Source organism: Thiomicrorhabdus sp. (assembly GCF_963662555.1).
Classification (GTDB): domain Bacteria; phylum Pseudomonadota; class Gammaproteobacteria; order Thiomicrospirales; family Thiomicrospiraceae; genus Thiomicrorhabdus.
The window spans coordinates 1,738,859-1,760,882 of record NZ_OY759719.1; the positions used below are offsets into that span (position 1 = coordinate 1,738,859).

Genomic DNA, 22,024 nt, shown 5'->3' on the forward strand with positions numbered 1-22,024 from the left:
TATATAAAGTTAACGTTGGGTATGCATAGCACCAAAGCACAAAAAGATTTTAACAAGAGAAATACAATCAAAAAGAATAATGAGTTTTGATTACAAAATCAGATGATTTTATTTTTGATAAATTAGCTATTTTTACTTTAATCACTCAGCATAACTAAGCTCAAAGTAATAATATAAATAGCCAAAATTAGAGCACTCTCAAAACCGATTCTACCAATACCATACGTCTCGCGTCTCACCATACCTAAAAGTAAAATCGCGGTCATTAAAATACTAACCAAACCCCATGTCATCTGAACTGGAGCCATATCATGATAGATAGAACCTTCGCTATAACCCACATCAGCAGAGGCAATCACCAACATATTAAAACAGTTGGTGCCAAAAATATTACTAACCGCGAGAGTTAACGCCCCAATACGTATAGCGACAATAGTGGTGACCAACTCAGGTGTAGATGTTGCGAGAGCGGTAAAAAAACCACCCATTAGTGTTTCAGAAATTCCCGTCTGATCTGCAATTTGCTTTGCAGACTCCATTAAAACCCAGCCTGCAACTCCCGTTAAAAGAGCCATCAAAATAAACATCATCCATACTGAAGATAAATTACCGTAATGATGTTTATCTGGTTGGTCTGCAACCGTTTGGCGTGTTTGTCGAGGAAACCACATAGGCTTTGTTTTAGTGCTAAGAACCAAATTCAGACCAAATAGATAAGCCGCAATAATCACTGGAGTGATTGGATGAATATTAAAAAAGGTGATGGAGGGTGTAAAGACCGCTAGCAACGGTAAAGTCAATAAAACAATAAGTAGCCCTGCTAGCATCAGATTAACCGTAGATGCGGCGGCATGTTCCAAATTAGCTTTACGATAAACAATATCAGCCACAGCAAGAAACACCAGATTCACAGCCATACTCCCCATGACATTACTCATAGCCAAGTCAGGACGAGAATCTATTGCCGCAGTTAAAGTAGCCGCAAAATCAGGTAGCGAGGTAACTCCCGCTAAGAGTAAAACCCCAAATAAAGCCTCACCCAAGCCTGTCTTATCTGCTAATGAGTCAGACAGTTTTGCCAACTTGCTACCTGCAACAATAATCACCAGTGCAGCAACACCAAAAGCGATAATATTAAACATTAACGAAGTAAACATACAAGCCTTTAAAAACAGAGAGGAACTCAAAGCATTTTTAGCTAAATGAAGTTATTAAAATGCCATATATTTAACTAACCATATCTGAACTACATCTGTAGTTTGTCATATTTCATTAATTCAATACAGACTTTTAAACAACAGAGGGAGCAGATGTAGGACGGCATTTTTTAGAGTTTACTTCAAGTTAATAAAGTTTACCTTTACTAAAAAATAAAACTCTATTTAAATTTACCAGGCCTGGTAATTGTTTATTTTAAAATAAAGTTAATTGGAAAAAGAAAATAAAATCCAAACCTTCCTTTTTGAAATCTAATGCCGTTAACCTTACCTTTGGCTGTTAAATAATCGTACTCATTCTTTTTCTCAAAATAACCCAGTTGATGTAATTTGGCAGTAAATTCTTCTTTGCTGATTTTTAATTTCTTGGCCATTTTGGGTAAAGTTAAAAACTCAATCTGATTGGCTTTATCTTGATTTTGAGGTTGAAGTTGAGATTCTAATTTTGGTTTAGTGATGTAGTTAGCTTGAGGTTCTGAAACAGTAATCACTTCATGAGGTTCTGGAACATTAAAATATTTACGATAATCAATTTGAATGGGTTGATGCATTTGAGATAATTCTTCTGCACATATTTGACATGCTCCGTGACTGAGTGGCATAGTATTTTTTATTAATGAAGCCATCTCCTTTAAGGCTTGAAACATACCTGTATTATTAGCGGCTTTTTTAATGGCTTTTTCAACCATGTCTGGGCGACAGACATTATCAAAACCTTTAATAGGCTTTAAAAGTTCAGCATTGTAATCAACCAGTACAAAATGCTCAAATCCTGTAACCATAAAACCTAAAGCATCTAGAGCTTTTTGTAGAGTAATTTCATGACGTTTTGATTGCTCTATTGGTGAAGGTATTTCGATATAAGTTTTACGATAGGCATCCCAACGCCAAAATACTTCATTTTCATCGACTTTAATACCCGTTGAAAAGTTTTTGGTTTCAAATAAATAAACATAACCAAAACGGTTTAGAATCAGATGATCGATTTGAGCAATACTTCCGTCAATTTCAAGCCGTAAGTCGTTTATTAAAAAATATTTATCTTTCTTTTCTACGAGTTTGGACAACATATAAGCGGCATTTTGTTCAGCCTTCTTTCCAAGAACTATCTTTGCTATTTGGCTCTTTATTTTTTGTTGGGTCTTTGCGGATATATTGCCTTCATTCAACATCTTATTTAACAAATCTAAATCCTGTTCTTTATTAGATTTGTATTCTTTAATAATGGGCATTTTTTACCTAATTAATTTAATAAACAATATTAACACACGAGGGGGTCAGGTCTTGCTTTTTGCCTTAATGATACGACTAATACGTGAATAATGTAACTCATAATAATCGCCTATTTCCTTCATGCTAAAAGCACCACTCTCATAAGCCTTACATATTGCGGTGTCTCTATTAACATAATGGCTATCATAATAAGCAATCGGCTTTGCTACGTTTCTTGTTTGTGCACCAGGTATTTCTTCCATATTAGTTTTTGAAGATATTTTGCTTTGCATCTCATTAATAAAAGATTCATCACCCAGGTATATTTGATTTGTTAATTCACCCCATAGCTCAGGCTTTTTCATGCCTTCCAAAACAAAATCTCGATATATCTTTACAGCATGAGCTCTATTGTCAGAAAAGGCCAATAGAATCCAGTCTACCGTTAACCAGCTTCCAATCAAGTTTCAACCCAGCTGTTGACCGATAACTGCTCCATGGCCAATCTTGAGCCGTAAGCACCATGTTTGCTCTAACTGGGTTTAATACAATATAGCGTGCTAATTCTAGCAAATACGAATCTCTCTGAACCAAAATAGCCTTGAACCGCCCTTGAAAAACATGACCCACTCGACAATGTGTGCGATTAAATCGTTGAGTGTACACTCCGTTTAAATGACGCATACCTTTAGATAAATTGCCATCAGGGGTTTCAACCAATAGATGATAATGATTAGACATTAAACAATAAGCATGGATCACCCAATTAAAGCGTTTGCAAACGTCTTTTAATATCTCAAGAAACATTAATCTATCTTTATCATCATGATAGATATCTTCTTGGGCATTCCCTCTTGAGGTTACATGATATAAAGCACCTGCAAATTCTATTCTTAATGGTCTACTCATAATGACAACTTAATATATTTCTTTAGCAAAAGACAAGACCTGACCCCAATGTCTTTTTCTTTAGCAAAAGACAAGACCTGCCCCCAATGTCTTCAAGCTGGACTTGACTATAAGCCTTGTTAGTTGATACTCCTGCTCGCCATAATATAGATAAAGCAAATATCTTGAATTTTTTATAATCAATATTTTTGAAATGCACAACCGGCGGCTCAGGTACTACAAAAAGTTCGTATCCACCATTGAGTAACAAGCTGGCGTACCGCTCGTATTTTGAAAATAATTGCTCACACTCATCACAGAGAAGGCGTTCTCGAATTCCTTTTTGATGAAATTTATTTCTACTATCTTTATCGAGATTTATCTCAAAAAAGCGGCCAGAGTCCTCATACAATGTTTTGTACAGGAATTCTGGAATTATATGGGAGTTTCTTAACTCCCGATCTTTCAAGCAAAGTTTGCACACCATATCTTTTGAATGCTAACGCTCCAATAACTGGCGCGCTGCTTTTCGCGCGTCCGGCGCCGCAGGCGCGTAGTTGATTGGCTTGTTAGATTTGTACATTTAGAGCACCTGCCAGTTCTTTTAGAATTTTCTCTGACAATTCGACCATGCGCTTACTTACTACAGGCTCCGCCCCGTGAATTATGGAGTTCCTCAATGAAACCAGACTTCTTATTTCTTCAAATAAACTATAATTAATTTTCTCTGCTCGGAGTATGAATTCGGCAAGCCTCACATTTGAAATTCTTCTTGTTTTGGTCTCACCTTCTAACTGTGACTGATAGGCTTGCCCATATTTCTGGAGAATGTACTCAAGCTGATTGAAATTCGTTAAGAAGTCTTCAAGGCTTCCTTTGTCTTTTACCTCTGGGGTTGGGTCAACACGTTGTTGAATAACCTTACTTTCCTTCTCAATTCTTTTGGGTGCAATAACGTCAAAGATAAAATAGGCGATTACTAACAAATTAACAGCAAATGATGATTGGGCGGAATTCATTAAAATAGTATTCAGCGTTGTATTTTCACTGCTTTCAGACGATATGACGAGATTAGTAATTGCTATAGTGAAGATTGATAAGGCGGTTACAAATAACAGAACTTTAAAATACCTCTCTTTTAAACTTTCAACAGCAACCGTTAAAGTATCATCCTCAAACTCCTCCCGACTAAGCTCATTCCGAAAAAATATAAAACCGGTCAAGGTCAGACCATAAATTCCTGCCAAAACCTGCGAAGAAGTAGAATATAAATAAAAAACTTGGTTCTCGTTCAAACTAAGCAATGGATTATTAAGTCCAATCAGGCTGGATACTACGGAAGTCAGAACCAACAAGGCCAGAGATAATGAAACTACTTTTAAAGGGGGCAAGTAATCAATCCTTTTCTTTAAAATCTAACGCCCGCGTAATAGGCGCGAGCTTACGAGCGTCCTAATTGACGCGTTTGTTAGGCGATTTTCGCTCACTTTATGAACCAAGCATGGTTTGACCCATCCCAGCCATAGTGTTTACCGTGGAATGCATCCATAGCGGCGACATACTGTGAAAGAATTAACGTAACATCACTTGCTTGTGGCACATCATCTTCGTCTAACATATCCAAGAACTCAATAGACTCTTCATCAGAGAGGACGGTTTTCACTCGCTCAAGAAGACGATTTACAATTTTAATTTTGCTTTTACTTACGGCAGAATCCGGCTTTTTTTTAGACAGCTCTTTGAACTCTGTATACATAGCTTGGAGCAAAGGCGTCATAGTGTCGTGCGTTTGCGCCTTCTCTTTAGTTGTATAGAATTTATCTGTACTCACTTTTAATCCTTAAGCTTCTTGGGTTTAACGGTGCGAATCAACACCATACCATCATCATCGACACTGTCGTTTTCATCTCCTTCAACACGCCAATACCAAGCGCCGTTCCGTATTACAACATTATCGGCTCTTTGCTTTTCAAAGCATTGCAGATACTGCGACAGTATGAAAACCACATCGCTGTTTTGTGGGATATCATCTTCATCAAAGTTGTCGAAGTCCTCGAAAGGCTTATACTTCTCTGCAAGATATTCGTTACTTTGAGATATCAGCTTGTTAACAAATTTTAGTTTGAATTTGTTAACTGCATCATTAGGGTTCTTTTTTGAAAGAAGCGATATTTCCTCGTAAATACTGAGCAACTGACCTGATAATTTTTCAAATATGTCGACATTACTTCTATTCATTATTGTTCCTTTAAGATGGGCAAGAGCGTCTAAATTCAATATATTTTTTCTTCAGAACTTCGATCGGTGCACGCTGTTTACTTTCATAAACATCAACCATTAACTTCAAGTCATCGTCAGTTATTGCGATTATGCATTTTCTTTGAGATGACCATAAATCGATCGTATTTGTAAACATCGCTTTGGGTAAAGGATTTCTTGTTAAGAATACACCAAACCTACCAATATTAGATTGCATATATCGATTAAGTTGATTTATATGGTCGCGATCTATTTTTTTTACATTTTTCATTTCTATGACTAGCTGCCTGTTATCATACTCGGTAAATATTTCATCAAGAAAATCAACATCTCTGTTGTTGTAAAATATTAAATCACGAATATGTCGACCAGATTCAGTTCTGCTTTGAGTTTGTGCGAAGTCTAAATGAGGGTAAAACAATGTGGCTAAAAGATCCGCTGACAAATCCTCATACTTCATGTCAGCTCCGTCTTCCTTGCCTGTATTTAGCTTCAGCAGATCGTTCAACTTCCTTTTGGCTGACAAAACTGGGATCTGACTAAATAGAGGGTCGTTTTGGCAGTCTTGAGCGGTCTTATCTTTATATTTAACGTACTCCTCAATGACACCGTAATTTTCTCTGTTGAAATTTAGAACCTTTACTCTTTCTTCTGGTTCATTTGGGTTAAATATCTCATCTCTAGGGCAATGTGATTTAAAGTAATCTTCGAAGTTGATCCAAGGATTAAATCTTAACCAGCGCTTAGGGGTGAATATTAATGGCTCTCTGGTTTTAGGGTTTACGGGCAAAAATAGTTTTTGATTAAGGTCGAATGAATTGCTTTGATAATTATATACTGAGTCAAGAATAACCCCCTCGGTGGGTATGTTGTTAATTTCACATTGCTCAATTGTGTAATCAATTAAAAATGATTTTATATAGTTACAAGAAATATCACTTATTCGATCTTTAGATATTCCTGAAATATAAAGCTGAATCAATTCAAAATGTGTGAATCCAAATTGACTGTATTCTGGTATATCTCTAAATAGATTAAGGATTTCATTCGCTTGTTTAGAGCCTATTTTTAAGCCTTTTCTGGTTTTAGACACACCAAGGCCAACTTCAGGACATTCTGATAAATTGACAAGCGTTTCAATAGCTTCGCTTTCCCGCCCCTTTTTGATCAGAAAATTGAGATGATTAAACGAGTTGGTAATAGCAGTATGTAATGACTGATCTTGCATAGATGGCGATTTCCATAGTAGGTATGGATCGACATAAAGCGGAATGTCTTCGTCAAAAAACTGAATAGCAAAATCCAAGTCTGCCTGTGACTTATGTATACCGTAGTAATCAGTTAATCTTGGGCGGAATATTTCCATATGTTCTCAGTTTATTTGTCGCCTAACGCTTTAATAACAGGCAAAATAATGCATAGCGAAGCGACGCATTATTTTGTCCTTGTTGATTTACTTGTTAGCTGTTTCATGAGCGGCGCTATTAGCAATGCATATGAGCACAGCATAAGGTACGTGTACCTATAGGGGTATTTCCAACCGGTTCCGCTAAAGTTGTTACCGAGAAACACGAAAGATAGAACCGTATAAATTACTATAGATGCAATAAGCACCTTCCATGCTTTTATGTTGGTTGTGTAGTGCAAGTAACTTTGCATAAATAGCACGAATGCTAAAATATAGGAAAAATAGTGAATTCCTATACCCCACCCCACACCGCCCCTTTGTCTATTGCCAAATTCAGCAGCATAAGAAGAACCATAATGATAGAGAATATTTAAGGCTAGCATTCCTAACGTAGCAATTACGACTGACTTAAATATATATTTGGTTTTCATGCTTTTGCAGCTAACGCCGCGCTCACCGGTTAATTGGGAGCGTAGCGAGCAATTAATCCGCGTGCAGCGCTTTGTTAAGCGCGTCTATATATGCTCGAAGTAATTTCATTGCCGTACGATTTTTTGAACATTTTTACAATGGCATTTGAGTCTATATTTTCAGTATCATCCAAAGGTACGTGAAAAATGATATTTTCCAATCGCTTCTGGGTAAGTTTTCTTCCATAGCTATACTTCCACGACTCTCTTCTAATCAAATAGCAATAAAAGTATAACTCAGCCAGCTCCATTTTCTTCTTGGGTGTCAATACATAGATATCATCGGGGACAGTTAAAAAATCCTGTAGTTGTACAAATGCCGTACTTTTTATTCGTTCTATCGTGATCGTCCCTTTTTTGAATAACGGTGCTGCGTTAACACTACCAATAACTCCATTGTTATAAGATGTAGCTGATATTAAGGGCGTATCACCAGCGTCTAAAGATTCGAGATAACCTCCGCCCCCCTTAGAAACATCAAAGAGCTCAAGAATGGAATGTTCTCTCATTTTAGAGAAAGAGCAACTTGCTAAGCTTGTATCTACGTTACAAGGCAAGTAATTGCCAATATCTTCTAGAGGGAATGGAGTTTCATACTTATTCAAATACAGCTTATTTAGCTGCTTTTGATTCATCCTTCGGCCATATGAATATCCAAATTCTGCAATTTTATTTATTTGCATGCAGTAGTAGTATAGTGCCTCAATAGGCATATCCTTTCTTGGCTTAAGGATGGTTATGTTACTTTTATCAACTACAGAAGTTGTGAAAGTAGTTCGCTGAACAAAGGCTGTACCAAGATAAGAGACTGTAATTAGTGGTGGCTTAAATACCTTCGAATCTTTATCAATCTTTACAAGCTTGATTACACCATTATTTTTTGTCGTGCCATATATTAAAGGGATATCTCCAGGTTCTGTAAGCTCTAACGCAGGCAGATTTCCTGTTTGGTATTCAAACAATTCAGAAATAAGAATCTTCATTGTATCTCAGATTCCTTTTTCATCTTGATTGCAAATGCAGCTGCTTCTCGAACTAGATTATCCATGCCTGCTGATGCTTCTTCAAAAGACGGTTGACTGATATCCAAATAGGCTTCTGGAACAAGCTCTAAAGTTTTATCCTCCCAATTTATAGGGCAGGATTTTTGAAATTCAGGGATGTTATCAAGTGAAATTTTTTGATCCATAAAAAACAACTTTAGATTATTAAGAACAGAATCAAGATCATTCTTTTCGTTTGCAGCAAACAGGCGCTTACCTTTTTTTGTGAAGTAACCATCATGCATGCATCTAAGCCATAAGATATTTGCATCCTTTTTATGAGGCTCTCCTTTTCTTATAAAGATTCCACAGGTATGAACGCCAACAGGATAGAACAGTTTTGGAGGAAGAGTTATAACTGATAGAACAGTATTCTCTCCCAACAACTTATCTTTTCGCCATGACTTAATTGCTCCTGCTTTCAATAAAACAGATAATGGAAGAACTGCAAAAAGAAGTCCTCCTTCCTCCATTTGATCTAATGCATGCTGAACAAACTTATATTCCTTTTCATCCTTGTCCTTCAGAGCAAAGGGAGGATTCATGAGTACCCTTGTAATAGCTTCCTCACCCTCTTTAGGATTTTTATTTGTATATTCTGCAGTTCTAGAGCTATTCAGCTCTGTTCTTACTAGGCCGCGTGACAAACAATTATCATCAATTATATGGTTGCTTCCGTCACCACGAAATATCATGTTTACAATTGCTAAAGCAGCAACTTTGGGTTGCTGCTCAATCCCAAATATTCTGTGCTTTTTGAATTCTTCTAGCTGCTTTTTACTAGAGTTTTCTCTTACATGATCAAATGCAGAAACAAGAAACCCTCCTGTTCCGCATGTTGGGTCATAGACTACATCATGGTGTGTTATATTCATTGCGGAGCATGCAAATTTTGCGATATGTCTAGGAGTTAAGACAATTCCAATGTCTTTTGCTCCATTACCATACTTCAAGAAAACTTCATAAAACTTTCCTAAAATATCTGTCCCTGATTTCATGGCAGCCTGAATGTCAATTTTCTTCAGTTTAAAAATTGTGGAAACAAGTGCTTTTTTGTATTTGTTTTGAGCTTCCTTATTGCTTGGTAGTTTAACCTCTATATGCTTTAGAAAGTCTCTCTTGTTGTGTGATATTAAAACTTCCTCTGCCCTTGCATTAATATCCTTAACAAAAACCGAAGCGCTGGCGTTATAGTTTGGCTTTGTGTCATCTATTAATGCGAGCAATAAAGTCGCCATTACTGACGCGCGCTCATCCTTATTAATTGAGCCAAGATGGAGAACTTCATTAATTTCTTCAGCTATTTTTAAAAGTTGGGCCTCATCAATCTTTAACTCTTCTATTTGATTACTTTGCCTATCAATTAAGTCTTTTGCTAGGGCAGGAGATACAAGGCTCGTAATTTCTTTTCCGTGATAATTTATAGTTCTAAATTGACCATTAACGTAGAAAGCACTTTTTACAAGGTATCCATCATCATCATTGCCTGCAACGCCAGATACAATTAGGGCGTTAACATGTTCGCTGTTATTTATAAGTTTTGCGTAATCTTTAGCTTCTTTGAATGCTTTCTCAATTTCGCTTACATCGCCTTTAGCTTCAATCACATAAAATTGGTCTTCAGACAGTTTAATAACATACTCGGGCTTTTTTAGGCCTAGCTGTTCTTTTATATATTCAACATCGTGACATTCTTGTTGTGTATATAACTGGCCGTCTGAATTTCTACTCGGGTGACGAGTATTCCATCCCGCGCTATTCAGTTCACTTTTGATCCAAATGTAAGAAGTAAATTCTGAAACCTTACTTTTAGTTGAACTCATCTTGTTCCTTAATAATTCTGTGAAATTTTGCTATGCGCTTAACATTTAGTATAAGGCATATATGCCTTTATATTTGATATTACACTTATTTTCATGCCACTTTGCCTTATTATTAAGTCAAACCTGTCAATGTGACTGTTTACCTCGTATTATCAAAGCCTTATAGCATTAAATAAGTAGTTTTATAAATACTAACTCAAGCAAGTCTCTTTTACTAGATGAAATACGCCGTATTTTGCGTAGAGAGGGTTATGCTTACTCAACGGAGAATAGTTATTGCGATTGGGTAAGGTGCTTTGTTAAGTTTCATGGTATTACCAGTCGTACTTTCAAAGGAGGTGGTTTCACAGGTTTTGCCACTCATTTACTTCAAACGGGTACAGATATCAGAACCATTCAAGCTTTATTGAGACATGCAAACTTACAAACCACCATGATTTACATCCATGTTCTAAAACAAGGTGCAAATGGAGTTAAGAGTCCGTTTGATGATCTTACTCTTTAAAGAACAGACTCTTAATGTCTTTGCTCTCTCTCTACCTCAATAGAATTTACCCTATGCTCACACAACAACGATGGCCACAGGGCATACCAGGCCTGGTAAATTAGCTAACTTGTGACCAATAAAGCTTAAGCAAACATAACCTTACGAATCAACTCTGGAGCAGAATTCAATAGTTGTTTGGTATATTCTTGCTGTGGATTATGCATGATTTGTTCTACTGTGCCCTGCTCGACTACTTTGCCATTTTGCATCACCGCGACTTTATGGGCGATGCTTGGAATAATGGATAGGTCGTGAGTAATAAATAGATAAGAGAGTTGATACTGTTTCTGTAGGTCTTCTAGCAGTTTTAATACTTGTGCTCTTACTGTTACATCTAAGGCACTGGTCGGTTCGTCACAAATAATTAGTTCTGGTTCTACCGCTAAGGCACGGGCAATGCCTATACGTTGGCGTTGCCCACCTGAAAACTCATGCGGGTAGCGGTGTTTGTGTTCAGGTTCTAAGCCAACTTGAACCAAAAGCTCTTCAATACGATGGTCTTGGTCTTTTTTGTTTTGGCTACCCACTTTAAGACTCACCATGCCTTCTCTAATAATTTCACTAATGGTCATTCTTGGGTTAAGAGCTGAGAAAGGGTCTTGAAAGATAACTTGAATTTTTTTGCGTAACGGTTTCATTTGTCTTTCTGTTAGATCCGTTAGGCGTATTGGTTGACTATCTGAAACGTATGAAACCGAACCTTCTGTTGTGTTCACTAACTTTAAAATGGCTTGACCAATCGTGCTTTTGCCCGAGCCTGACTCTCCAACTAAGGCGAGAGTTTGGCCTTTTTCAATACTTAAGCTAACACCATCAACCGCTTTAACCATGCCCACAGTTCGTTGGAATAGACCTTTTTTAATAGGGAAATGTACTTTTAAGTCATTGAGTTCTAATAGTTTCTCAGAATTAACAACTGACTTTAAGGTTTGTTTTGGTACGGCATCTTGAAGTAGTTTTTGAGTATAAGGATGCTTGGCATTATTAAAAAAGATTTCTTTTTCAGCTTGTTCTAAAATTTTGCCTTGTTTCATCACAGCAACGGTATCGGCCATTTCATAAACCACTCCCATATCGTGAGTAATAAACAGAATAGCTAGACCTCTTTTGTCTCTAATATCTTTTAACAGATTAAGCACTTGGGCTTGAATCGTTACGTCTAACGCCGTTGTAGGTTCATCAGCAATTAATAAATCAGGCTCACAAGCTAACGCCATAGCAATCATCACACGTTGTTTTTGCCCACCTGATAACTGATGTGGATACCAATCAAAACGTTCATTGGGTTGTGGAATCCCTACCTCTTCAAATAAAGAGACGACTTTAACCCTAGCTTGTTTGCTATTAAGCCCAAGGTGTAACCGTAAAACCTCTGCCACTTGGTCACCTACTTTCATAACAGGGTTAAGTGAGGTCATAGGTTCTTGAAATATCATCGCCACTTGTTTACCGCGAATCTTTTGCATTTTGTATTCAGGTAAATCAAATAGGTTTTGATTTTGTAAGGCGATATTACCAGAATCTACCGTTATCACTTCGGGCAGTAAACGCATGATAGCTAAGGAAGTTAATGATTTACCACTACCGGATTCTCCCACTAAAGCAAAGATTTCGGCTGGTTTAATCTCAAAACTAATATCGTCAATTAAGCGGTTATCTCCTATATTTAATACAAGATTGGAAACACTTAATACTTTAGATTCAGACATCTGGATTCCTTGGTAAAATCAGAAAATTTAACAAATTATGTAACTTAATTATATATTCAATAATGGCTTAGATTGCCTTTAGAACTTGTCAAATCAAAGCGAAAAATGTGAGTTTACGACTTGTAAATGACCATTTTTCAACGCCGAAGTGGCTAGTTATAAAGGTAATATAAGTTATTATTTTTCGCTTCGAGGGTTAAGAACCCACTGAACACGGTCTGCAAAAAGATTTGCGGCTAACACTAGAATAAACATAAAACAAAACGCAGAGAGTAAAGACCACCAAACCATCGGTTCGCGAGCCATTTCTAATCTGGCTTGGTTAATCATATTACCCCAGCTAGGCATTGTTGGATCAACCCCAACACCAACATACGATAACACGGCCTCGGCTAACACTAATCCACTAAAATCTAATACCAATGCGATAAGAATTAAATGAACTAGGTTTGGCAGTATGTGCTTTCTAATAATAGTAAATGGTTTAAGGCCAAACGCTTTGGCTGCAGTCACATATTCTATTTGACTAATTTTAAGAGTTTCTGCTCTTAATAAGCGGCATAGCCCTGTCCAGCTTGTCATGCCTAGAATTAAAATTAAAAACAGCAAACGCATATCGGCACGCTCTTCTGTGCTACCAAACCACTCTGCATGGCTACTCATAATAGACTGCATCACTAACACTGCAGCAGCAATTAATAACACACCTGGTATTGAGTTTAAGGTGGTGTAAAAGTATTGAATGAGATCATCTATCCAACCTTTAAAGTAACCTGCACTAATCCCTAAAATCAGGGCTAAAGGCAACATAACAATAGTGGTTAAACCACCAATTAATACGCCAGTTCTTATACTTTTAAGTGAGTTGTATAAAACGTCTTCACCTACTTTATTTGTGCCTAAAACATGGTAGTCGAAACTGAGTAAATAAAAACTAGTGCCCATAAACACAATAATAAACAGAGTTAACAAGGCTGTTTTTATGGGTAAATCAATGGGCTTGACTGGTGTGTTGGCTTTTTTGCCACGAATCATCAAACGGAATACTACTAACAATAAAAAAATAAAAAACACACTATATAAAAATGCATAACCGGTTTGTTTTAAAACATCATTAGCAACTTTACTGTTGTCTCTATCAATATGATTTGCAACATGTTTTAACGGTAAATAAACCTGTTTAACCTGCCCTTGTTCATCATAAGTAATACTAGAGCTGTATTCATTTAATGCAAAAGGAGCGGAATAAGTTCTCTCTGCATTGTTAATTAAATGCTCTAAACCAAGGTCTAAAACACTGACTAATTCTTTATTGTTTGAGCTGTCTGCTTTGTGATCTACCTTAAAGTGAGTAGAGTCGATTAGAGCAATCACAAAATAGATCGCTAAAACGATTACCGATGCCATAGCGGTTTTAGATTGAAACACTTTTCGCCATTGAGCCTTTTTTTGAGGGTCTTTAATGATTTGCCAAATACCAATGATTAGCAAAAAAAACAGCCCCCAAATCATGATATCTGTCCATAAAAATACTGGGGTCATGACAGCTTCACTCTTGGATCAAAATAGGTATAAGAGATATCGGTAAGGATTAAACCGATGATATAAAGTACAGAACCTAAAAATACCATAGCTTTAACAATACCAAAATCTTGCGATTGAATCGCATCAATGGTGTAGCTTCCCAGGCCTGGTATGGCAAAGAAGGATTCCATAATTAAGCTACCCATAAACAGAGTTGGAATAACAACGACAACCCCCGTTAAAATCGGTAACAAGCCATTTTGTAACACATGTCCAAATAAGACTTTAATCTCTGAAAGCCCTTTTGCTCTGGCAGTACGAACATAATCTTTGGTAATTTCTTCTAAGAAAATACTGCGATACCATCTTATACCTGAGCCAATCCCTGCAAATACACCAATAAATACCGGCAAAATAATAAATTTAAGGCCTTCTAGTCCGTCGGCATAACCTGATATGGGTACCCAATGCCAGGTTTTACTAAACAAGACCTGGCCTGCAATAATATAAAACAGTCCAGAAATAGACATAATCCCAACCGCAACTGCCATAGTGACGCTATCCAGTGTAGAGCCTCTAAATAAGACAATCAGTAAAGCAATCGCAATATTGGTAACCAATCCAATAATAAACGTAGGCAAGGCAATAGCCAGACTTGGCCACATTCTTTCATAAATATCTGCCGAAATTTGACGGCCTGAATCGGACTGCCCAAAATCAAAACTAAATAACTTTGCAGATTCTTGCACAAATAAGGTGTCGGTAACCGTTTTTAAGCCGTTTTGGTCTGCATTTACAAACAACGGTTTGTCATAACCGTGACTGATTTTCCAGGCCTGTATCATTTCTGGCGTAGTTTGTTTTGCTCCAAGCTGAGCACGAGCCATATCATCAGGCGTGTTTACCATAAAAAACAACGCAAACGTAATCAGGTTAACACCTAATAAAATCGGTACTGCAAACAGTAAACGTCTAATAATATAGGCAAACATTAGCTTTCACCCTTTTCTGTTTTTACTTTAGTTTCTGTTTTTGCACTCATTACAGAACTTTGGCGTTTTTTATAGGCCTGGGTTAACGGCCAAACAGACAGCAATAAAACTAAAACCACTAAAATTAAAGGCCAAACGATGGGTTTATTCCACTCTTGTTGTTTGTTATAGCGATCTTGCACATCAATACGTTTGTATTTAGTGGTGTTATTAGCTAAAGCATTAGGGTAAACATTTTTTAACCAGCTGTGATACAAAGCCAATGATTTTGGATTAAAACCCCAAATCCACGGAGCATCTTTTTGGGCAATTTTGACCATTTTTTGAATAATGGCTAACCGTTCAGGATTATTAGGCATGGTTTTCATTTTTTTGAACAAACGGTTAAATTCAGGGTTATCGTAATTGGCACTGTTAATACCTGAACCGTTTGTATTGATTATGGCATTGCCGCCAAAGAGTAAAAATAAAAAGTTTTCTGGATCAGGGTAATCAGCGTTCCAACCCCAAGAGAACATCTGTGCCTTAGCGTGTCTAACCTTGTCTTGAAAACGATTGTAATCGGTTGCACGAATAATTAAGTTAATCCCTAACTTGGCAAACTGTTTACGATACCAATTTAGTTCAGACTGACTATCTGGACCTGTTGCAGCGGTATCATAATAGAGTGAAAGAGCTTCGCCATCTGGTTTACGGCCATTTGGGTAGCCCGCTTCTGCTAAGAGCTTTTTAGCGTATTCGATAGACTTGCGTTTGAGTTGACCTTTATCTTGATTGTAAATATAAGAATTTACAGCTTGTTTACCCGTAGCATGACCAAATATTCCTGGCGGAATAGGACCTTGAGCCACCACTCCGCGACCATTTAAAAAGATTGAAATATACTCTTCAAAATTAACCGCAATACTAATCGCCTGCCTCAGTTTTTGTTGTTTTAAAGAGTATCCCCCAATAACTGGGTCTGCCATATTAAAACCAAAATAATAAATAGTGGGCTGTATCTGACTTAAAAACTTAATACCACGCTTTTTCATCGCTGGCGTTAAGTTCATATTACCAGAGCCAGAAATAGATACAGCCTGATCAAAACTATCAGAGCTTACACCTGAAGCATCATAGTAACCCTGTAAAAATTTATTCCATAGAGGCACGCTCTCTTTTTCAAGTGTAAATACCACTTGTTTAATAAACGGTAGGCGTTTACCTGCATCGTTTAATAATGTTGGATCAGCATCTTCTGATAAGCCAGAACTAGGGTAATAAGCCTTGTGATAAGTGTCATTAGCAACTAAACGCATAACTCGGTTTGGATTATTTTCTGCTAAATAATAAGGACCTGTTCCAACAGGTGAAGTATCTAGAGTGATATTGTTTTTTACCAGGCCTGGTTGTTTATAAAAGCGATCTGCCTCCCAAGGAATTGGGGCAAAAAAGTTCATCGTTAACCAATATAAAAATTGCGGATATTGTCCGTTTATTTTTATTTTAAAATGTTTATTATCAACAATTTGCACACCACTTATTGAAAACTTATTTAAGTCATAATAAGTGTCTTTACTCTGTGCACCCTGCTCAGTCAGTTGCTTGGCAAAATCTTCTGTGACTTTTTTTGAATAGTCTCCTAAGCCAACAATATAAGGCAGCATAGAATCTAAAATAGGCGAATGATTTTGACGAAGAGCCATTCTTTTAATGGCATATACATAATCACTTGCTAACAACTCTCTTGTAGCTTGATGAGAAAAGTCAGACACGCTGTGAATAGAACTTAGCTGTTCAGGTGTTAAGTTATCGTACAGAAATTGGCCAGATTCATCTTTAGCAAATGCCGGATGTTTATGAAACTGAATACCGTCTTTTAGTTCAAAAGTATATTCCGTAAACTGAATTGATTTACTTTTTGCATCAACCACCCGGCCTGCTGAATTTAAATACTCAATCTTTGGCATTTGAGTGAGCGTTAATGGCTCAACAGTATAGGGACGTTTTAAATAGTGATATTGTAATGGTGGTTCATATATCTGCGACAAAATAGACCACTCATTTGAATTATAAGAAACAACGGGGTCTAAATGTTTTGGTGGGGAGCTAAAAGAACTAAATAACGTTTGTTGTTTGACTTGTTGATCAGTATAAGGCGAGTTCCAATTATTTGCTTTAGCCTGCCAAGAGATAAAAAGTATTCCTAACAGAAAAAGAAGCTTAATCGTTTTAATAGACTGACCGTTTAGCATATATGTTTATAGGGTGACTTTTAAGTAAAACCGTTTATAAATAAGTATTTTAAAATTACTACGTTAAAACTACCAGGCCTGGTAAATTACAGCAGTTTATTTTACTAACTTAACAAGAATAAATTTGATACTGATTTTAGTAACTTCAAGCATTATAACCAATAATTTAGCGTTATAATGCGTATAAATTAATGGATTGCCATCTTAAACTGCCCTCTCTATTTATAAGAGCCTTTTAAAATGAAAATCAGCCACTCATAAATCAAATATTGGAGAACAATATGGGATTCCTTTCAGGAAAAAAAGCCTTAATTATTGGTGTTGCAAATAATAAATCTATCGCTTACGGAATTGCAAAACAAATGCATGAACAAGGAGCAGAAATTGCCCTAACTTATCAAAATGAAAAGTTAAAGGGTCGTGTAGAAAAAATTGCTGATGAACTTGGCTCTTCAATTGTTTTACCTTTAGATGTTGCTAGTGATGCTGAAATTGATGCTACTTTTGCCGAATTGGCAAAGCAATGGACTGATGGTTTAGATATTCTTGTTCACTCAGTTGCTTTTGCCCCACGTGAAGAACTTGAAGGCCGTATGATTGACGCTTCAACACGTACAGGTTTTAGCATTGCTCACGACATCAGTGCATACAGCTTAACGGCTTGTACTAAAGCGGCTCATGAAATGTTAAAAGCCAAAAATGGTTCGGTTATGACGGTTTCTTATTTAGGTGCCGAACGTGCAGTGCCAAATTACAATGTAATGGGAATTGCAAAAGCGTCATTAGAAGCAACGGTTCGTTATTTAGCGGCAGACTTAGGACAAGAAGGAATTCGTGTTAATGCGGTTTCTGCAGGCCCTATTCGTACATTGGCTGCTGCGGGTATTAAAGACTTTAGATCTATGCTAGACAAAGCGGCTCAATCTACCCCACTTCGCCGTAATGTCACGATTGAAGAAGTCGGTAACACAGCGGCATTCTTATGTTCTGACTTAGCATCTGGAATTACAGGTGAAATCACTTATGTTGATGGTGGGTACAACATTACTGCTTCAACCTAGTTGATGACATACCAAATAACCTAGTAGCTATACTACCAGCTACCAGGCCTGGTAAAATTCAAAAAGCCGCAGAAATGCGGTTTTTTTATAGCTTAATTTTGTGAGAGCCTTGAATATCACTATTGCACTAATCTAATGCCAAATAAAAAAACACATCAGCATTAATTGAAAACAAACGCTAGGAATAAAAAAAGCCGCTACAGATTAATATCTGTAACGGCTTTCTTTTTAACTGGCGGAGCGGACGGGATTCGAACCCGCGACCCCCTGCGTGACAGGCAGGTATTCTAACCAGCTGAACTACCGCTCCTAATTGTATGGTGGGTGATACTGGGCTCGAACCAGTGACCCTCGCCTTGTAAGGGCGATGCTCTCCCAACTGAGCTAATCACCCAGGATAGACAAAAAAGTTTTACATTCAAAATTTGAATAACTTTTCTGTTTTGTATTACTGCAAACTCCTGAAGATTTGCAATAAAAAAGCTAGTTATAAACTAGCTTTTAAATATGGCGGAGCGGACGGGATTCGAACCCGCGACCCCCTGCGTGACAGGCAGGTATTCTAACCAGCTGAACTACCGCTCCGTGGTGGGTGATACTGGGCTCGAACCAGTGACCCTCGCCTTGTAAGGGCGATGCTCTCCCAACTGAGCTAATCACCCAATTAAACTTGCTCTACATGGCTTGTGGCCTGTGTTGCTGTGCTTAATTGATGTGGCGTATTATAGAGTTCTGGGAGAGCTTGTCAATCAAATTTAAATGTTTTTTTACATTTTTTTGATAGCCAATTTGTAAGTTATTAATTAACCGCTTCTTTTAGTGCTTTACCAGCAGTAAACTTAGGAACTTTAGCAGCTGGAATTTGCATTTCAGCACCAGTTTGTGGGTTACGACCAGTACGTGCAGAACGCTCACCTACTTTAAAAGTACCAAAACCGATAATAGCAACAGAATCACCTGAGCTCATTGCTTTAGTAATAGAAGCTACTGTTGCATCTAATGCTTTAGCTGCATCTGCTTTTGTTAAACCAGCTTCTTCTGCGATTGCACTTACTAATTCAGATTTATTCATTTTTTTCTCCATGAGTTTTTAATGTATTTTTTATCCACCACCTTTGGCTCATGCATTTATAGCAATCATAACCAAATGGTGTCAAGTAAAAAAAGCTATTTTCACTAATTAATGTCGATTTGAAGCCTTTACAGCGGTTTTTTGGGCCTTGTCATCAGTATAAGTAATGGCCTCAGAAGCTTCACTTAATGGCTTAGGCTTATTAATTAATGCCAAATCTAACACTTCATCTACCCATCTAACCGGATGAATATCGAGTTTATTTTTAACTTCATCTGGCACATCTGCCAAATCTCTAACATTGTCATGTGGAATTAAAACGGTTTTAATTCCACCACGAAGAGCGGCAAGAAGTTTCTCTTTTAGCCCTCCGATCGGCAAAACCTCACCTCTTAGGGTGATTTCACCAGTCATGGCAACATCAGCTCTAACAGGTATTTTAGTTAAAACTGATGTAATTGCTGTACAAATAGCAATACCAGCACTTGGACCATCTTTTTTGATAGCCCCTTCAGGAAAGTGTAAATGCAGGTCGTTTGTTTCATAAAAGTCATCGGGTAGCCCTAATGCCTCTGAACGACTACGTATTACACTCATAGCGGCTTGTACTGATTCTTGCATAACGCTACCTAACTGACCAGTGCTAGACAGTTTTCCTTTACCAGGCATGGCAGTCGCTTCAATTCTTAATAAATCACCACCAACACGAGTCCAAGCTAAACCAGCCACCTGACCGATTCTATCCTCGCTATCAGCAAGACCCACACGATAACGTGCAACGCCTAGATAATCTTCAAGCTCATTTTTAGTTACCGTGATATGTGCCTGCTTATCAGTGCTAGTTACAATCTTTTTAACCGCTTTACGGCATATTTTTGCCAATTCACGAGCTAATAATCGCACCCCAGCTTCACGCGTATAAAGTTGAATAATCCCTTGGATAGCACTTTCTGTCACTTCTAGCTCACCCTTTTTCAAACCATGATCTTTAATGGCTCTTGGTAACAAGTGTTTTTGTGCGATATTTAACTTTTCAGGTTCTGTGTAACCAGATAAATTAATGACTTCCATTCGGTCTAACAAGGCTTCTGGAATATCCATAGAGTTAGACGTAGCCACAAACATAACATCAGATAAATCATAATCTATTTCTAAATAATGATCGTTAAACGTACTGTTTTGTTCTGGGTCTAAAACTTCTAACAGTGCTGAAGCTGGATCACCACGCATATCACTCGACATTTTGTCGATTTCATCTAATAAAAACAGTGGGTTTTTGGTTCCAGCTGTTTGCATTTTTTGAATAATTTTGCCTGGTAAGGCACCGATATAGGTTTTTCTATGCCCTCGTATTTCAGCTTCGTCTCTAACGCCTCCTAAAGACATACGTACGTATTTACGATTGGTTGCTTCAGCGATAGAGCGTGCTAAAGAGGTTTTACCCACACCTGGAGGCCCAACTAAACACAGAATTGGCCCTTTCATTTTTTTAACACGTTTTTGTACTGCAAGGTATTCTATGATGCGTTCTTTAACTTTCTCTAAACCATAGTGTTGTAAATCTAGAATAGTTTCTGCTTTCTCTAAGTTATTAGAAACTCGGCTTCTTTTTTTCCATGGTAAATCAATTAACCAATCTAAATAATTTCTTACAACGGTTGCTTCAGAGGACTGAGCAGGCATCATTTTGAGTTTTTTAAGCTCTGTATTTGCCTTTTTGTGGGCCTCAGATGTCATGCCTGATTTCTCAATACGGGCATTAAGCTCATCCATCTCATTAACAGCGTCTTCATCACCGCCTGCTAATTCGCTATGGATAGCCTTAATTTTTTCATTAAGGTAGTACTCTCTTTGAGTTTTATCCATCTGTTTTTTAACTCGAGAGGTGATTCTTTTTTCTGACTCTAGCATCTCAAGTTCGGTCTCTATCATTGCAAGAACCCGCTCAAGACGATCACTTACCGAGGTTAATTCGAGTAATGACTGCTTTTCTTCAACGCTTAATTTTAGATTAGCCGAAATTAAATCTACCATGCGATCAGGATTTGTTTCTTTTTTAACAGAGGCTTTAACTTCAGATGGAATTTTCTTTTTAAGGTCTGCAAAAAAGTTGAAACGTTCGCTTAAAGCTCGCATCAATACGATTGTATCAACTTCATTTTCTGAGTTTACTTCAACTTCAGAGATATCACCGAGCAGTACATTATTATCAACATGTAAACTGGTAAGTTTAAAACGTTGAATACCTTCAACTAAAACCTTTACCGTGCCATCAGGCAATTTAAGTAACTGAAGAATATTGGCCATTGTGCCTACAGAATATAAATCTTCTAATGTAGGAATATCTAGCTCTGCACTTTTTTGGGTCACTAAAAAAATTTGTTTATCGCCCTGCATCGCTTCATTGAGGGCATGAATAGATTTTTCTCTGCCCACGAATAAAGGCATGACATTTCCTGGGAAAACGACAACATCTCGTAATGGTAAAACCAATACATCCATTTTCATACTTACTTGATCAATATCCATTTTTAATCCCTTTCTTAGGCAAACTAAGCCATTGTG

At 37.3% G+C, this 22,024-nt stretch carries 18 protein-coding genes, 4 tRNA genes and 2 pseudogenes; 3 read left to right on the top strand and 21 right to left on the bottom strand.

What is annotated here, in order from left to right:
- Positions 1-137 precede the first annotated feature (137 nt).
- From ACORJQ_RS07690 to ACORJQ_RS07740, 11 genes are all read right to left on the bottom strand, one after another.
- Positions 138-1,157, bottom strand: coding sequence for a sodium:calcium antiporter (locus ACORJQ_RS07690; protein ID WP_321323402.1), 1,020 nt, complete (start codon positions 1,155-1,157; stop codon positions 138-140).
- A gap of 251 nt (positions 1,158-1,408) precedes the next feature.
- Positions 1,409-2,449, bottom strand: a complete 1,041-nt coding sequence (locus ACORJQ_RS07695; RefSeq protein WP_321323404.1) for a nuclease-related domain-containing protein — start codon at positions 2,447-2,449, stop codon at positions 1,409-1,411.
- Between the two features lie 45 nt (positions 2,450-2,494).
- Positions 2,495-2,857: a hypothetical protein gene (locus tag ACORJQ_RS07700; RefSeq protein ID WP_321323405.1), complete on the bottom strand. Its 363-nt coding sequence runs from the start codon at positions 2,855-2,857 to the stop codon at positions 2,495-2,497.
- Positions 2,844-3,338: an REP-associated tyrosine transposase gene (locus tag ACORJQ_RS07705; RefSeq protein WP_321323407.1), complete on the bottom strand. Its 495-nt coding sequence runs from the start codon at positions 3,336-3,338 to the stop codon at positions 2,844-2,846. The genes ACORJQ_RS07700 and ACORJQ_RS07705 overlap by 14 nt, the downstream gene beginning before the upstream one ends.
- Before the next feature lie 22 nt (positions 3,339-3,360).
- A complete protein-coding gene (locus ACORJQ_RS07710) occupies positions 3,361-3,786 on the bottom strand; it encodes a hypothetical protein (protein ID WP_321323409.1) in 426 nt (141 codons plus the stop codon).
- Between the two features lie 100 nt (positions 3,787-3,886).
- Entirely contained in the window at positions 3,887-4,708 is an 822-nt protein-coding gene (locus tag ACORJQ_RS07715; protein ID WP_321323411.1) for a hypothetical protein, read from the bottom strand.
- Positions 4,709-4,800: 92 nt separating this feature from the next.
- The gene (locus tag ACORJQ_RS07720) at positions 4,801-5,148 is read right to left on the bottom strand and encodes a hypothetical protein (protein WP_321323412.1); all 348 of its coding nucleotides are present in this window, start codon (positions 5,146-5,148) and stop codon (positions 4,801-4,803) included.
- A 2-nt stretch (positions 5,149-5,150) separates the two neighbouring features.
- Complete coding sequence (locus ACORJQ_RS07725) at positions 5,151-5,555, bottom strand: hypothetical protein (protein ID WP_321323413.1); 405 nt, start codon at positions 5,553-5,555, stop codon at positions 5,151-5,153.
- A gap of 10 nt (positions 5,556-5,565) precedes the next feature.
- Positions 5,566-6,942, bottom strand: coding sequence for a DUF8370 family protein (locus ACORJQ_RS07730; RefSeq protein WP_321323415.1), 1,377 nt, complete (start codon positions 6,940-6,942; stop codon positions 5,566-5,568).
- 547 nt (positions 6,943-7,489) lie between these two features.
- Positions 7,490-8,437, bottom strand: coding sequence for a restriction endonuclease subunit S (locus ACORJQ_RS07735; protein WP_321323417.1), 948 nt, complete (start codon positions 8,435-8,437; stop codon positions 7,490-7,492).
- Positions 8,434-10,320, bottom strand: coding sequence for an HsdM family class I SAM-dependent methyltransferase (locus tag ACORJQ_RS07740; RefSeq protein ID WP_321323419.1), 1,887 nt, complete (start codon positions 10,318-10,320; stop codon positions 8,434-8,436). The genes ACORJQ_RS07735 and ACORJQ_RS07740 overlap by 4 nt, the downstream gene beginning before the upstream one ends.
- Before the next feature lie 235 nt (positions 10,321-10,555).
- On the opposite strand from ACORJQ_RS07740, the pseudogene ACORJQ_RS07745 reads away from it, so the two are divergent.
- Both ACORJQ_RS07745 and ACORJQ_RS07750 read left to right on the top strand, forming a co-directional pair.
- Positions 10,556-10,630 (top strand): annotated as a pseudogene (locus ACORJQ_RS07745) (hypothetical protein); the annotation flags it as partial.
- A gap of 42 nt (positions 10,631-10,672) precedes the next feature.
- A pseudogene (locus ACORJQ_RS07750) lies at positions 10,673-10,825 on the top strand (tyrosine-type recombinase/integrase); the annotation flags it as partial.
- Between the two features lie 125 nt (positions 10,826-10,950).
- Here ACORJQ_RS07750 and ACORJQ_RS07755 read toward each other — a convergent pair.
- The 4 genes from ACORJQ_RS07755 to ACORJQ_RS07770 form a co-directional block, all read right to left on the bottom strand.
- Positions 10,951-12,576 (bottom strand): ABC transporter ATP-binding protein, encoded by a 1,626-nt coding sequence (locus ACORJQ_RS07755; RefSeq protein ID WP_321323420.1) that lies wholly within the window; start codon positions 12,574-12,576, stop codon positions 10,951-10,953.
- A gap of 177 nt (positions 12,577-12,753) precedes the next feature.
- A complete protein-coding gene (locus ACORJQ_RS07760; RefSeq protein ID WP_321323421.1) occupies positions 12,754-14,118 on the bottom strand; it encodes an ABC transporter permease in 1,365 nt (454 codons plus the stop codon).
- Complete coding sequence (locus ACORJQ_RS07765; protein ID WP_321323423.1) at positions 14,115-15,092, bottom strand: ABC transporter permease; 978 nt, start codon at positions 15,090-15,092, stop codon at positions 14,115-14,117. Before ACORJQ_RS07765 ends, ACORJQ_RS07760 begins: the two co-directional genes overlap by 4 nt.
- Entirely contained in the window at positions 15,092-17,122 is a 2,031-nt protein-coding gene (locus tag ACORJQ_RS07770; RefSeq protein WP_321323424.1) for an ABC transporter substrate-binding protein, read from the bottom strand. Before ACORJQ_RS07770 ends, ACORJQ_RS07765 begins: the two co-directional genes overlap by 1 nt.
- Before the next feature lie 485 nt (positions 17,123-17,607).
- On the opposite strand from ACORJQ_RS07770, the gene ACORJQ_RS07775 reads away from it, so the two are divergent.
- Positions 17,608-18,387 (top strand): enoyl-ACP reductase FabI, encoded by a 780-nt coding sequence (locus ACORJQ_RS07775; protein ID WP_321323426.1) that lies wholly within the window; start codon positions 17,608-17,610, stop codon positions 18,385-18,387.
- A 233-nt stretch (positions 18,388-18,620) separates the two neighbouring features.
- Here the strand turns inward: ACORJQ_RS07775 and ACORJQ_RS07780 are convergent.
- The 6 genes from ACORJQ_RS07780 to lon all read right to left on the bottom strand — a co-directional run bounded on the left by ACORJQ_RS07780 (position 18,621) and on the right by lon (position 21,988).
- A tRNA-Asp gene (locus ACORJQ_RS07780) sits at positions 18,621-18,697 on the bottom strand.
- Between the two features lie 8 nt (positions 18,698-18,705).
- Positions 18,706-18,781: transfer RNA gene (locus ACORJQ_RS07785), tRNA-Val, on the bottom strand.
- A 114-nt stretch (positions 18,782-18,895) separates the two neighbouring features.
- Positions 18,896-18,972 (bottom strand) — tRNA-Asp (locus ACORJQ_RS07790).
- A 1-nt stretch (position 18,973) separates the two neighbouring features.
- Positions 18,974-19,049, bottom strand: a tRNA-Val gene (locus ACORJQ_RS07795).
- A 137-nt stretch (positions 19,050-19,186) separates the two neighbouring features.
- Positions 19,187-19,459: a non-specific DNA-binding protein Hbs gene (locus tag ACORJQ_RS07800; RefSeq protein ID WP_040725123.1), complete on the bottom strand. Its 273-nt coding sequence runs from the start codon at positions 19,457-19,459 to the stop codon at positions 19,187-19,189.
- A 108-nt stretch (positions 19,460-19,567) separates the two neighbouring features.
- Entirely contained in the window at positions 19,568-21,988 is a 2,421-nt protein-coding gene (gene lon / locus ACORJQ_RS07805) for an endopeptidase La (RefSeq protein WP_321323428.1), read from the bottom strand.
- Positions 21,989-22,024 lie beyond the last annotated feature (36 nt).